Annotated in this window: 10 protein-coding genes; 8 read left to right on the top strand and 2 right to left on the bottom strand. The window is 56.7% G+C overall.

Annotated features, from left to right (window positions below; translation table 11 throughout):
- Positions 1-35: 35 nt before the first annotated feature.
- A complete protein-coding gene (locus OSO_RS0128290; protein WP_010586353.1) occupies positions 36-560 on the bottom strand; it encodes a hypothetical protein in 525 nt (174 codons plus the stop codon).
- A gap of 592 nt (positions 561-1,152) precedes the next feature.
- On the opposite strand from OSO_RS0128290, the gene OSO_RS0128280 reads away from it, so the two are divergent.
- The 4 genes from OSO_RS0128280 (at position 1,153) to OSO_RS0128265 (ending at position 3,541) form a co-directional block, all read left to right on the top strand.
- Positions 1,153-1,494: a DUF3467 domain-containing protein gene (locus tag OSO_RS0128280; RefSeq protein ID WP_157605494.1), complete on the top strand. Its 342-nt coding sequence runs from the start codon at positions 1,153-1,155 to the stop codon at positions 1,492-1,494.
- 98 nt (positions 1,495-1,592) lie between these two features.
- On the top strand, positions 1,593-2,435 hold the full coding sequence (locus tag OSO_RS0128275) for a hypothetical protein (RefSeq protein WP_010586351.1): 843 nt from the start codon (positions 1,593-1,595) through the stop codon (positions 2,433-2,435).
- 15 nt (positions 2,436-2,450) lie between these two features.
- Positions 2,451-2,744 carry a hypothetical protein gene (locus OSO_RS0128270; protein ID WP_157605493.1) on the top strand — a complete coding sequence of 98 codons (294 nt, stop codon included), beginning with the start codon at positions 2,451-2,453 and terminating at the stop codon, positions 2,742-2,744.
- Positions 2,741-3,541: a hypothetical protein gene (locus tag OSO_RS0128265; protein WP_010586349.1), complete on the top strand. Its 801-nt coding sequence runs from the start codon at positions 2,741-2,743 to the stop codon at positions 3,539-3,541. Before OSO_RS0128270 ends, OSO_RS0128265 begins: the two co-directional genes overlap by 4 nt.
- Positions 3,542-3,781: 240 nt before the next feature.
- On the opposite strand, the gene OSO_RS48695 is transcribed toward OSO_RS0128265, so the two are convergent.
- Positions 3,782-8,419, bottom strand: a complete 4,638-nt coding sequence (locus OSO_RS48695; RefSeq protein WP_010586348.1) for an amidohydrolase family protein — start codon at positions 8,417-8,419, stop codon at positions 3,782-3,784.
- Between the two features lie 971 nt (positions 8,420-9,390).
- On the opposite strand from OSO_RS48695, the gene rho reads away from it, so the two are divergent.
- From rho to OSO_RS50435, 4 genes are all read left to right on the top strand, one after another.
- On the top strand, positions 9,391-11,436 hold the full coding sequence (rho, locus tag OSO_RS0128245) for a transcription termination factor Rho (protein ID WP_010586346.1): 2,046 nt from the start codon (positions 9,391-9,393) through the stop codon (positions 11,434-11,436).
- A gap of 243 nt (positions 11,437-11,679) precedes the next feature.
- Positions 11,680-12,327, top strand: coding sequence for a hypothetical protein (locus tag OSO_RS0128240; RefSeq protein WP_010586345.1), 648 nt, complete (start codon positions 11,680-11,682; stop codon positions 12,325-12,327).
- Between the two features lie 148 nt (positions 12,328-12,475).
- Positions 12,476-13,636 (top strand): S1C family serine protease, encoded by a 1,161-nt coding sequence (locus tag OSO_RS0128235; protein WP_010586344.1) that lies wholly within the window; start codon positions 12,476-12,478, stop codon positions 13,634-13,636.
- Between the two features lie 176 nt (positions 13,637-13,812).
- Positions 13,813-13,989 carry an RNA polymerase subunit sigma gene (locus OSO_RS50435; RefSeq protein WP_086013398.1) on the top strand — a complete coding sequence of 59 codons (177 nt, stop codon included), beginning with the start codon at positions 13,813-13,815 and terminating at the stop codon, positions 13,987-13,989.
- Positions 13,990-14,193 lie beyond the last annotated feature (204 nt).

The following is a 14,193-nucleotide window of genomic DNA, read 5'->3' as shown; positions in this document are numbered from 1 at the left end:
TGACCACTGCCCATCACGAACCGTGATTTTCGTGATTATTCCTGCGGCATTTCTGATTCGGTTCCGAAACTCAGCGCGAGTGGCAGGTGAAAACGAGACTCGGCGATCGTCAGGTCCACGCCTGATTCACTGATCGCGGTCACTTTGAAGGAGTGGCCCTGCAATGCGACGAGTTGACCTTCGGAAACCAGGTGATCGCAGATCATGGCGATTCGACGCGTTGGACTCAGGAGGACGCTTTGCACAGTCAGATCGGTTGTGACGCGGTTGACGTCATTGCGTGGAGTTTGTGTTTCGGATGAATTGTCGTCCGGATTTTCGTCCACCTCAAAAGTGGGGGCGGCGAAGGAGGACGCGATCACAGAGGTTTCTGAAGCATTGATTCGATTCGAATTCAGAGTCACGCGAGACGCCGAGGTGAAGCGGACGACGGAGCGAACGAAACAAGTTCCCCAGCAAATTATTCCAGTCAGCAGAACCAGAAAGAGTGTGCCCTGCAGGCGACCTGAGGCCGCGCGGACGTGGTGCTTCGGGCGGACAGACGATGCAAGGGCGAGCATTCAACAATCTTTCCACTTCGATTCAGCGAGCTTCGAATGTTGGGATCGATCAGGACGGTTGAATCGAATATCGGGTTTCGACCGGCTGAGACTGTTGTGAATCTCGGTAATCCGAGCAGGATTTGAGGAGGTCGTTGAGATTTCTGTTGCGGGCACAGCCGTATCAGGAACGGGTGAGGCCCAGAGTTGCGAAAATGCAACGAATTCAGAGCGGCGAATTGCGCGTTGAGACAGCGGAACTCGCTGGCGGTACAGAGATTGTGACGCGGATAAAAACGAAAAAACGCGGCAAGGTCCCCTCGAAGCTCCCAGCTTCTCCTTGCCGCGTTCGGATGTTCAACCTCTTTCGAAGTTGAACATGTTTCATTGTTTGCGTCGAATTCGTGTCGGGTGTCGTTCCCCCGATGCCAGAAAGATAGATCGGACTTGAGGATTGTCAAATGGGATATTTGCGTTGAGTTGGAGTTTTGGGTGAAGTGTCGCGATTTCTCATCAACGGTTCCGTCATTGACAACCAGAGTTTGTCGAAGAGATGATGCTATTTCGCCTCAATCCGTTCGAATGTTCACCAATCGCATGTGAGACAAAAAGTATGGCAGAACTCGAAAATCACGCATCTGACCAAGAGCGCACCGCGGCGACTCAGCAAGTTCAACAAGTGGTTGAACCGAGCGATTTGGAGCCGCTTTACGCGAACTTCGCACGCGTCTCGGGACTTCCAGAAGAAATGATTCTGGATTTTGGCTTGAATCCGCAGGCGGCCGGGGCACAGCCAGTTCCTGTCAAAATCTCGCAGCGACTGGTTGTCAATTACTTTACCGCAAAGCGGTTGTGGTTGGCGCTGGGCGCATTCCTGCAACGCCACGAACAAGCGTTCGGCGAAGTGCAGATTGACGTCAACAAGCGCGTCGTTCCTCAACGTGCGGCGCGATAACGCGCGGTCGCTCGTGGAACTGTTTCAGTCTCGCACTGGATGATGGATGAGGGGCGATCCCTGTCATCCAGTGCGTTCTGTCACTTGGGAAGAACGTCATGGAAGAGTCCTACCTTCCCTGGTGGCTCATCGTGCTGCTGGGCATGTGGGTCGCATCGTTCGCGGTTTGGCAGCATCCTCGTGTTCATCGCGAAATCCGTGTCTGGTCTGGAATCGCGTCCTGGGTTTACCTGCTATTGATCTTCGTGGCGCTGGGAATTGGACTGACGAATTCCGGTTTCAGTTTCCTCCCGCGTGACATCATACAGGGCGGGCTGGCGATCTGTATTTCATTGGGGCTGGCGGCGTCTGTTTGGATGCGAGGCCGGTTCACCGCGGACAGCCAATCTATCAGTTACGTGTTGATGACCCTGGCCAGTGCGGGGTTTTGCCTCTCCGTCGGTGCGATGTGGATGGCTGCGGGACTTTGTCTGGTCGCCGCGATTGCTGCGAAACCGCTGATGGGCGAACTGATTCGGATCTGGCGAAGCGTCAGTCCAGACGAAGGGCGACAGAGATGGCGGAATCTTGTTCGGTTCCGGCCCGCCTCGCATTCTTCTGAATGGTCTGACACGTTTTGGTTGTCGGGGATCTTGAATGGTGTTCTCGCCTGCGTTCTGGTTGGAACGCTGGCCTATTCGATTCGTGTGGAAACAACGCGAATCAATCGCAGCCCGCGACATTCAACTCTTCCCTCGCAGGAACAATTGATGCGTTTTCATCGTCGGCACAGTCCATTGCCCCCGGAATCACCGCGGCTCGAGTTGTCGATCGGATCGAGAGTCGATCTGATCGTGCTCTTGTCGGGGATCGTGTTTTTGTGCCTGTCGATGTCGCTTGACGAGTTTGCGTCATTGAAAAGCGCGCGGCCCGAGACGGATCTCAGTTCACCCTCAGTCTGACGGAAAGGGATTGGCGTGAATGGCATGATGACCGTCTGGATCTGCGGATTGCTTTATTCCTGCTGGTGTGTCGTGATCGGGATTTCCGGTTTGATTTCGGCACGAACGACGGGCGAGCGATCACATGCGATCGGCCAGTTTGGCCAGGGGATCTTGCTGACATTTGTCGCCGGGGGCGCTTACTATGGCGACTCGATGGCCATCGGTCTGGGCGCCGGGGTTGTGCTTGGTCTACTGATCATTTATGCCCTGCTTGGCCAGGCGACGATGCCGGACGACGTGACCCTCAGCAAGGATGAATCCGCATGATTTCGGTGTCTGCTGGCTGGCTGCTGTTCGCCGGCGCATCGCCGCTCCTTGCCGCACTCGTGGTCATGGTTGCCATGCGATGGAAGCGGCATTGGCTGGCGCTCGTTGGCACCTGGCTCGGAATCGGGGGAATGGCATTGGGGAGCGCGATCGCGACAGCGCTGCTGGCGAATGCGGGCGATTCTGCCGAGGCGGCGCTCGCGTTGCCCCTCTGGACCTGGCTTTCACTCGACTCACCGCAGTCTCCTTCCATCACCTTCGGAATCGATGCGACTGCGGCGAAGGCGGGTTTCGTTTGCATCGTGGGTTTTGTGGCTCTGTTGATGATGGGTATGCAATCTCGTCGCTGGAAATCGGCGCTTTCGCTGGATGTCATGATGGCGACGGATCTGGTTTGTGTTGGAGCGATGTCATTTCTGCTCGCTCCGAATCTGGCCCAGGCGATACTGGGTTGGGCGGTTGGAAGTCTTTCTGCCGTGGTTCTCATTCGACGTTCGCATGCAGATGACATCGTCACGTCAGGGCCAAGCGTGGGGCGACTTCCATTGTTCCCGGCGGCGTCTCAGGCGGGAGGGGGCGAGATTCGAGGCGACCTGGGATTGCAACGTTTGAATACCCTGACGAGCGTGTGTGAGCGGGTGTTTTGTGAACGAATCTGGCAACCATTGACCTGTACGTTTCCTGACTGGATCGGTGAGCAGATCGAGTTTCTGGAAACTCGTCCGGCGTCGATTCAACTTTTGGCGGGAACGCTGGGGACGTTTGCGATTCTGCTAACCTGGCTGATTGGAAGCTAACTCATCCGGCGTGCGATAGTACCAACGAAAGCCGTCAAGTGGTGATGGTCGAAGAGCACCGTTTGAACATCCAGGGGTCTTCAGTGAGGGGAGTGGTTTTGTTTTTCCTCATGTCGCCGCTGGCACCGGCATCCCCTGTGGTACACACCGTCCTGCGGAAATCGTGGTCGGGACGCACGCGCCTGTTGGCTGGCGAAAATCGCGATCCACATTGGGTGGCGTAGCCCTTCCCTTTCCAAATTACTTCGGCTGGTCATGCAATCGAGTCCGGTATTTGTCGTAAAATTTTGTCTGACGGCTTTCAGGCTGAAACGCCTGTCCGTCGATCACAATACCCTTGATCTGCGTGGTCGGCTGAAGTGGTGAGCCATCGGTGAGGATCAGGTTGGCACGTTTTCCAACGGTGAGCGAGCCAACCTGATCGGCAATCCCCAGGATTTCGGCCGAGCTGAGCGTGATTGCGCGTAAGGCGGTGGACTCGGGAAGTCCATAGGCAACCGCCATTGCCGCTTCGAACGGGACGTTGCGACTGTTTGATGCAGTATCGGAGCGAAAGGACAATGCGATCCCGGCTTCGTGCAGCCGTCCGGCGTTCGCATAAGGAGCATCGAACGGATCAAACTCTTCGATCGGCTTTCGCATCACGGGTCCAACGATCACCGGGACATTCGCAGCGCGAATCGAATCGGCAACTTTCCAGCCATCGGTGGCTCCGCACAGCACGATTTTCAGCTTTTCTTTGTTCGCAAATTGCAACGCGTCGAAAATTTGCTGTTCCGTTTCGGCTTCCACGAAGACCGGTTTGTCTCCACGAAGATAGGGACGAAACGCTTCGTAGCGAGGATCGAGAATCAGTGGCGAAGATGGGGGCTCGGACTGTGAATTCGGTTTCGATTCCGATTCCAGTTGTCGAGCTTTGTCATAGACCCGAGCCTCTTTCAGATATCGTGCCAGATCCTCAATATCGGATTTACGGTTTTTTCCGCTGGGCCAGATCACGTGGAGGCCCGCTTCCATATTGAAGACCATTTCTGGCATGGTCCATCCGGCAAGTCTGATCAGCGATGCCTGTCCGGAGATTGTCGGCCCATACGTTGGATAGTGCGAGGTCATGTTTCCCGAGCCGGCGGGCAAACAGAGAATGGTGGTGATGCCACCGGCGCGTGCGACCGGAATCAGTTCCGAGTCCGGATTGACGGCGATGCCTGCGCGGAGATCCGCTTGGAATTGGCCTGAATCACTGAGGTCGTTCGTGGCCCTGATCATGCCGATTTCGATTAGGCCGACAGACGTGCCTGCATCGATCAGTCCGGGATAGAGATGAAGTCCCCGTGCGCGGATGACTGGGATGCCATCGGGTAATGGGACGCTTTGACCCAACGCGGTGATCTTGCCGTCCTGGACGATCAGCATTCCTTCGGGGATGTCGGCCGCATCGATCGGGTGCAGGGTTGCGCCGACGATGGCGTATCGGGTTGCTTTGGCAGGATCAAGCTCGATTCGTGTGAGACGCTCCTGCGGTGGGATCAGCTTGAGTTCAGACGGCGTCGCTGACCGAGATGCCGTGGTGGGCGTCATGATGGTCGGTTGCTTGTCTCGCGTGAAATAAACTTCACCGGCGATCAGCGTTTGTTCGCAGCGCGAGAAGGCGTTCAGGGGATGTCCGCTGAAGATGGCAAGGTCCGCCTGTTTGCCGACTTCGATTGATCCAATGCGATCTGAGAGACCAAGTTCCCGGGCGGGGTTCAATGTAATGGCTTGCAGGGCGACATCGGGCGGCATGTTGCCGTAGCGGACGGTTTTTGATGCTTCCTGGTACAGATGGCGGATCAGTTCCCAGTCGTCGCTTTTGATCACGGCATTTGCACCGGCTTCGTGCAGAAGGGCCGCATTCTGCGGGATCGCGTCGAAGGCCTCCATTTTGTACGCCCACCAATCGGCAAACGTGCTGCAACTGGCCCCGTGCTTGACGATTTCGGGGGCGACTTTATAGCCCTCAAGCACATGCTGCAGCGACCAGACTCGGATGCCGTGATTCTCGGCGACACGAAGCAGCATCAGGATTTCATCAGCACGGTAGCAGTGTGAATGAATGAATTTCTGGTGATTCAGGATCTCGACGAGCGCCTCGAGCCGCAGGTCGCGTCGCGGAGGCAGCAGGCGATCCGCGGCACCACCGGCTTGTTGCTTGCGTTGTTCATATGCCAGCCACACGCGGCGGTAATCGAGCGCTTCCAGGAATGCTCGATTCAATGTCGCTTCGACGCCCAGTCGTGTGTTGGGGAACCTTCCGCCACGAGATTTGACGTTTTCTCCCAGGGCGAATTTCACGCCGGAATGAGCACCGGGAAAGAGGTGTTCGGCGGCGGTCAGGCCGTGCTTGAGTTGCACGACAGCGTCCTGCCCGCCGATGCAGTTGGCAGACCCATGGAGGAGTCGGGCCGTGGTCACTCCGCCGGCGAGAGCCCGATATTCACTGGGATCGTCGGTGCTGACGACATCACGAATCCGAACGTCGCAGACAATGGAGTCGGTGTATTCGTTGATGCCGTTCGAAATCATGATATGGCTGTGGGTGTCGATGATTCCAGGCATGACATACCGCCCGGCGGCATCGATGACCGTCATTCCTGAGTCAGGCTGAAGATCGGGGCCGATGGCGACAATCGAGCCACTACGGACCAGGATCGAGGTCTTGGGTAGTGTCGCACCTGTTGCGGTCAGGACTGTTCCGTGTTGGATCAGGACGCTGCCGCCGGTGATGAGGGGCCGTGCGCGGCGGTCTGCGGGAAATTCCAGCGGCTGATCACGCCGAGCGGCCGGGGCGGGCTTGGAGTTCGATTCGACATTCGCGGGTGTGAGGGCGCTGACGCCCGTCGGGGCGGCCTTCTGGGGCTCGTCGGTGTCGGCCGTGTCGATTCCCGACAATTGGACAGCCGTGGTTTGCGGCGGTTGGGCCGGGATCACTTTTTTGGCCGACCATTTCGTGGTTGATCCGAAGGGGGACTTCAAATGTCCGTGGATCTCGGTTGGTTGAGCCGCGTTCGTGTCGACTGGGCGATCGGACGCGGGAGGCGTCTTGTCTTTCGGGGACTGCCAGTTCCATCCGACAGAATCAAACTTGAGTTGAATCGTGGCATCACCGGCGCCGATCGAGACGGTGAAGTCGAAGCTATCGCTTGTCGCGGTTCCTGATGAGACACGTCCGTCGCCCTGCTCGCTCTGAAATCGTCCTCCCAGCGTCCGGTCTGTCTGTGTCAGCTCCAAAGATGCGCGGAGGGCTCCCTCTGTGGTTTGAATATCAACGGCCCAGGCGCCCGCTAAGTTCAGTGTTCGCGAGTCGCCTGGTTTCGTCAGAGGTACCGGCTTGGCATCTTTGTGGTATTCGAAACGCTGTCCATTCACGATGACGTGCCGCACCTTGGACTGTTCATGATCAAAGGGGCCGGTCATTGCAATGAGATTGGCGGGTTGGCCCACGGTGATGGTGCCGAGGTCTTTTTCCAGACCCAGGATTGCGGCGGGATGAGTGGTCAGGGCGGCCAGGGCGGCATTTCGATCAAGGCCAAAGGTGATCGCCTGTCGGATTGATTTCAGCAGGTCTTCCGGTGCCTTGCCATCGCGGGAGGAAATGGCAAATCGGACACCGGCCTTGTGTAGATCGGCCAGGCCAGTGATGCGCCGTTTCCATTCGCTGAGTTTGTGTTCGCGGACACGTTGCAGTTCGGGCAGTTCGGGGAATTCGGAATCGCTTGGTTTGGGGGGATCGAGTTTGGGTTCATTGCCAAAATCGACATGCAGAATGACGTCGGTTTCCGTTTTCTTCAGTCGGTCGGCGACGCGCTCGGCTTCCAGTCCGCCCCAGATGGTAATTCGCAATTGATGTTCAGCGGCGAAATTGAGTGCGCGTTCGAGGTCATCGCGTGCATTTGCGAGGAAGAGGGTACGAAGTCGTCCTGATTTGATGGCGGTAAAAGTGTCAAACACGGGATCGGCGGCGGGGCGTTCCATTCCCGTGACGTTCTCAGAGAAGAGCCGCCCTTGTCGGGTGTGCCGTTCGGCATCCAGAAAGGTCTGACGAAGATGGCTGTGAGCGCCCATTTTCGTGGATGGATAGGTGTCGCCTCCACGTGCGAAGAGCTCGAGCGTGGCGAACGAATTCGTCGAGAGGAGTGATTCGCGGGGGGGCAGCGAACTAAGATTCACGACGGCGCCCTGACCGCTGGCAATTCGTCCGCTGGGCAGAACGTGTACGGCGACAAACCCCGCCTGTCGAAATTTATCCAGTTCGGCGGTGGCCAGCTTTAGGTGTTCGGCGGCGGCGAATTCGGGGGTGAGTCCGCTGTGATGATCGACACGCATGCCGGCCAGTGCATATTTGGAGACTTCCGCTTTGCGTCCTTCGATGGGAACGGGCTTGGTGTCGTCGAGAAAGGCGGTGGTTCCGGCGTCGACAAATCCCGGGTAGACAGTTAGTCCGTCGCCACGAATCACGTCGGCGTCGGCGGGAATTTCGGCCTGATTTCCCACGGCGGCAATCCGGCCGAATCGGACGACAATGTGACCGGTTTCGGGTTCGCGTCCTGGGGCCGTGACGATCTGGACGTTCGTGATGGCGTAGGTGTGAACTTGGAATCCGGAGGAATCGGCGGCCGCGAAATTCGAGGTCATCAGGCCGATCGTCGCGAGCATCAGCAGGATTGCGCGTGCCCATTGATGCGGTGATTGAGGTCGTTGTTTCACGTCAGAGGTTTCCTGGAGGGCCGTCGTCGGTTTGGGACCGTTCGGGAGCGTGTTTGTCGAAATCGGTCCGTGATCGAGGTGAGGATTGGCTTGGGATGAGTGGCGAGTGATGATCTGGGGCCGTGGCAGATTCATGTTTCAGGTCCGGGAATCGCGAGCAGTGCCATTTTGGCGGTGTTTGGAGGCGAGGGGTTAAAGACAGCCTAATCGGTACAGCTACCCAATCGCCACCTGAAGGCGAAAGGGTTTCTTCATTCGCGTTGAATTGCCGAGTGAGCACCGTCTACCTGACCGTCAGAAGATGACTGATTGATAGGGTGAACGCGGTCGCAGGTTTTTAAGAACGTTGACAGAATTTGCCATTTTCAACAAAAGACTTGAATTGACATAACTCTGCCGCTCGATATGATCCAAGTGTCGATTCGTGCTTTCCGATAGGCACAGGTTCATAAGCTCTGCTTTTGAATCGGCTCGCTTCGCAAGATGTCCAAGTGTTCGTGACGGCCTGTGTTCGTAGTGAACCGTGAGGCTGCGGCATCTTGAGTCCATCGTCTTCAGGCTCCTCGGTTCGGAACGCTTTCTGTTTGCGTTGCGACACAGCTTCGGCGATCACTCAACATGTCGTCATGTAATGGCACTCAGGCATCCGCTCATGGTTGTCCGTTGTTTCGCCGTTTTGTGGTGAATCGTTTTTGTCACCATTGTTTGGCGTCAGGCTGACGGAATCTATGACTGGTGAGTTTGCCTGGCAAAGTGTTTGTCGGTTTCGGGCAAGAGATTTTCCCGGATCGCCATTGCTCTGCTTGCGTGAAACGCTCTGTTCGAATGAAGGAAGTTGATTCGCGGCGCGAGTCGGCAGGGAGGCTTGTGGCAGTTGAGTCTGCCGTTTCCGCGTCTCGTTAAAGGGCTTCGGAAGCTGTTTTTCGTCTAGTTCTAATCTCCGATCCCGTATGACGGGGTCAGACCTTGTGAGCGGAACCCGCCTGGATGCGCTGGGGATTCCATTCTGGACCGATTTGTACTCCGCTGGATGGTTCATCCATTCGACAGCGTTGAGCTGTTCTTGTCCGCGCCTGCTGATGTTCGTTTAGTCAATGGAAATGTTTATGACCGCTGAGCAAAGTTCCGGTTCTCCCAAACGTGTTACCCGTCGCCGAACGAAAAAGGTCGAAGCGACGGAATCAAATGACCTGCGAGAATCGGGCTTGGCCGAGGCGCAATCGCCGAAGCCGCTGATCGAAGATGTCTTCGATGAAATCCGTGCCGTCCGTGCGGAAACGGAAGGATATCCGACCGAGCAGGACATGGACTTCGAGTCGCTGGAACAGGCGCCAGCACCTCGTCGAACCCGTGCTCGTCGGACCGAAGCCGCGGAGCCGCAAACGCGCTCCGCCGGTGAATCCCGCGCGAGTGGCGAGACACGAGCAAGCAGCGAAACACGGGCAACCAGCAGTCAGCCACGACGGACACGGGCACCTCGACGATCGGAAGCCGTGGCAGAGACTCCTGCTCCCAGTGAGTCCGGGACGCGAGAAACCAGTGCACGCGAGTCGAGTGCTCAGGCGGAATCGCGTCAAGAATCCGAAAAAGGTTCAACGGCGGATTTTCACGACAATGTTTCGGAAGGTCGTCGTGCCGAGTTTGCCGCCGACGCTCAAGGCGATGTGCCGGGCGGAGCGAGTGGAAATCCGGGTGGACCTAACGATTACCCCACCGGTCCAGAAGGGTTCCAAGATGGTGGGCAAAATCGCCGTCGCCGTCGTCGTCGCGGTCGCGGGCGTGGAACGGGGCCTGCCGAGAATTCGAACTATGGCGGCCAAACGTCGCAGAGACCACCGCAGGGCCGGTACAATCAGGGTCAGGGTGGTGGCGGTGGTGGTGGTGGTGGATATGGGCAACAGGCACAAGGACGCGGTGGTCATCGACGTCCTCAGCAAGATAATCGCCGTCCACAATATGGCAATAACAACAACAATAATAGTGGCGGCCAGAATGGGCGATCTTATTCTGAACCACGCGGAAATCAGGAACGCGGGCCTGAAACCGTTACATTGGTCCAGGGAATTCTGGAGCTGCATCCAAAGGGATACGGCTTCTTGCGTGACCCTAAGGCGGGATATGTTTCACAAGAAACGGATTCGTTCGTCTCGGGTTCATTGCTCGAAAAATATGGTATTCGTGAAGGCGTGCTGATTACTGGCGAAAGCATTCCTGGTGGACGTGGCCAGGGGCCTCGCTTGCGTTCGATTCAATCGATTGAAGGTCGCCTGCCGGAACTGTATGCCGAAATCAAGAACTTTGATTCGTTGACGCCGATCAATCCGAATGTCCAGATCAAACTGGAAACGGGTGCGACCCCGATCACCATGCGGGTGATGGATTTGCTGACGCCGATCGGTAAGGGCCAGCGAGCTCTGATCGTGGCTCCGCCTCGGTCGGGTAAGACGATGCTGCTGCAGGAAATCGCAGATTCGGTCAGCACCAATTATCCAGATATTTATCTGATCGTGCTGCTGATCGACGAACGTCCCGAAGAAGTGACCGAAATGCGGCGACGCGTGAAGGGCGAAGTTGTGGCTTCGTCACTGGATCGTGAAGTCGAGAATCACATTCGTGTCAGTCAATTGGTGTTCGAACGCGCCAAGCGGATGGCCGAATCGGGCCGAGATGTCTTCGTGCTTCTGGACAGCATTACACGGACTGCACGTGCGTTCAATAAGTGGACCAACACGGGCCGAACGGGTACGGGTGGTCTGGATGTAAAGGCGATGGACATCCCGAAGAAGATGTTCGGTATGGCGCGTCAGTTCGACGAAGGTGGTTCGATGACAGTCGTCGGCACCGCGTTGATCGAAACCGGTAGCCGGATGGACGAAGCGATCTTCCTGGAGTTCAAAGGTACCGGCAACATGGAAATGGTGCTGAGCCGCGAACTGGCGGAACGTCGGATTTGGCCTGCCATCGACATTTCCCGGTCGGGCACGCGACGTGAAGAGAAGATTCTGTCTCCCGAAGTTCTCGAAGGGGTGACATTGCTGCGGCGCAGTCTGGTCTCACTCAGCCCTGTCGAGGCGATGGAGCAATTGACTCGGATTCTGCAAAAGTATCCAACGAATGCCGACTTCCTGGCGAAGGTTCGTTCGATCCTTTAAGCCACGATCCGTTGTGACCGTCACGATTCAAGATTGCCCGGTGTCTGTCCGTCAGGATGGGCCCGGGCGATCCTGTTTTTCAGGCGGCCGAGATTCTGACCTTCGGCGTGCGTGAGTGCGCCCGACCAGTTCGTCTTCCGCTGATCAGGGTTTTCCCATAGATTGCCGCTCGGACTCTGATCTGATGCCCGGGACGCGGTCTCGGTGGCTCAATCATGTCGTGACGCACAAGGATGTGGTGTCATGCTCGATGCATGCTTACTGGCGCTGATCTGCCTGGCTGATCCGTCGGTTGCCAATTTCGACGCTTCGAATGCCATCGTGAACGGCATGGTCCCGTCGCCGACATGCGCGCGACCCATTGCCTTGATGTTCGAGATCCGTGCTTCGTGTGCCGCAGCCTCAATTCGGCCGCTGAAAAACTCAGCCGTGGATGCATATCTGAACCGCTGGGAGCAAGGTTCGCGCGAGCGACCTGTTTGCAGTCGCTTTTTACGGGAAGAGTTTCGCCGTCTCAATGACGGAGTGAACGAACACACATTGACTGCGGCCGAAGTTCTTTCTGGTCCGGTTACGGCGAAGGCGTTGCACGAATCGTATAGCTGGCAGATCCACTCGATCAGTTCCGACCGGATCTGCCTGGAGGGAGTTCCTCGAGAGGCTATGGAATCGCTGTTCTATCGTTCGATTCAGGTCACATTTCAAATGACGGAATCGGTTCCCGAGCAGATCGTGATCTTGGGCCGTGATTCCCAGCAGCGGACGGTTTGGAACTGGGATCGTGTCACGAGTCAGGAAACCGTCGCGTTTGCGAATTTCATCAATTTCGAATCAGAAGTCCCCCCTGCTCCGACGGCAATCCGTCAGACGGCAAGTCGAGTTCTTGAATAGTGGTTTCGTTGTCTGAGATGTCCTGAGCCATGATGTGAACGACACGCCAATCTTGATGCATTCTTCAGAAGCTTTTACATAGGTGATTTCAGGGCTGGACCTTCGACATCGGGGGCGAAAGTCTTGAACGACCCGTTGAGACCATTTCATGCGTTTTTTTCTTGGTTGTGTCCTCTCGGCAATGCTCGCCAGCGTCATGACGATCTGGTTGACGAACCCATCTCGCGATGGCGGGCTCGTCGCGCAAGATCGCCGAGTTCGCGTCGAGTCGCCCGTCGAACTCGTTCGTCCGGCGACGGCCAACATTTATGATTCCGATGGATTCACTCCGGAAGAAGCTGTCGCGGTTTCGGTTTACGAGGCCGTCAATCGTGGCGTGGTCAATATCACTGCCAAAGCCGTGACCGATCGTCTGCTGACGAAATCGAGCCAGGAGGATACCGGTTCGGGTGCCATCATTGATCATGAAGGCCGGATTCTGACGAATTTCCACGTCGTTAACGGTGCGAAGGATGTGGCCGTCACGCTGTACAACGGCAAGACCTATCCCGCGACATTGATCGGGGCCGACCCGCTGAACGATTTGGCGGTCATTCAAATCGAAGCGGCTGATGACGAACTGTATCCGATCGCTTTGGGTGATTCGCGCGGACTTCGTGTCGGGATGCGCGTCTTTGCCCTGGGGAATCCCTTTGGTCTGGAGCGAACGCTGACCACCGGAATTATTTCCAGCTTGAATCGATCGTTGCAGATCCATGGGCACTGGAAAATCAAATCGATCATCCAGATCGATGCCGCGATCAATCCAGGAAGTTCAGGGGGGCCGCTGTTGGATTCGCATGGATGGCTGATTGGAATCAACACGGCGATTGCGACCACATCGGGGCAAAGCGCGGGGGTCGGTTTTGCGATTCCCGCCAGCTTGATCTCGCGCGTCGTTCCGCAACTGGTGAAGTACGGTCGCGTCATTCGTCCAGAGAGCGGCATCGACAAGGTGTATCAGACGGAAAAAGGATTGTTGATCGCGGAGATGCGACCGAACGGTCCGGCGGAACGCGCGGGGCTGCGTGGACCCAAGATCACCCGATCGCGTTTGTTCCCGATGAAGGGGCAAGATCGCACTGCGGCAGACCTGATCGTCGCGATCGATGATCAGAAGGTGGTCACCGCCGAAGACTTTCTGGGCTATATCGAGGGCAAGCGGCCGGGTGACGAGGTGACGCTGACCGTGATTCGAGAAGGTCGTCGTGTTCCGATCCCGTTGCAATTGGCGAATTCGGAGCCGGTCGAGAGCACCAGCAGTCGCTAAGCGACGGTCTCGTCATCGCCTTATGCTGGCTGCTGCGCGATCTCGCTTGACAGGCATTGCGTTCACGTAAAGAATCAGCGCGCATTCCGCGTGGATTTATGTAGAATGCCCATTCGAGCACCGCGCCGCGGTCATCGACGAACCGATTTCACATTTCTATTTGACAGGAGATTTTCATGGGTGGCCCGATTGTTCGTACCGGAACAACTCCAAAGTTCTGGGAAAACTACGATCGCATTTTCAATAAGGCAACCACCAAGAAGTCGGGTGAATCCAAAAAAGACGCTGTGAAGTCGGAAGCCAAGACCGTGAAGAAGTCGGCCAAGAAGGCAGCTGGCAAAAAGAAGAAGTAGTGGTCGAGGGCCCGTGTTGCTGGAACAGGTCCAGTGCGATTGGTACTTCCAACTTGAATTGACACATTGACGGACTCGCTGCGAGCAGGCCCACGAGCCTGCGGGCGATGTTTGGGAATCTGTCAGGGCAAATTGCCTGTACCACTCCAGCGACTTGACGGGGTCCTGCCTTTCCCCAATGACTCTGGCCCGTGGGTGGCTCCA

The sequence above is a fragment of the Schlesneria paludicola DSM 18645 genome, from assembly GCF_000255655.1.
Taxonomy (GTDB): domain Bacteria; phylum Planctomycetota; class Planctomycetia; order Planctomycetales; family Planctomycetaceae; genus Schlesneria; species Schlesneria paludicola.
The sequence above is the reverse complement of the archived record's forward strand: the minus strand, read 5'-3'. Positions and strand labels throughout refer to the sequence as shown.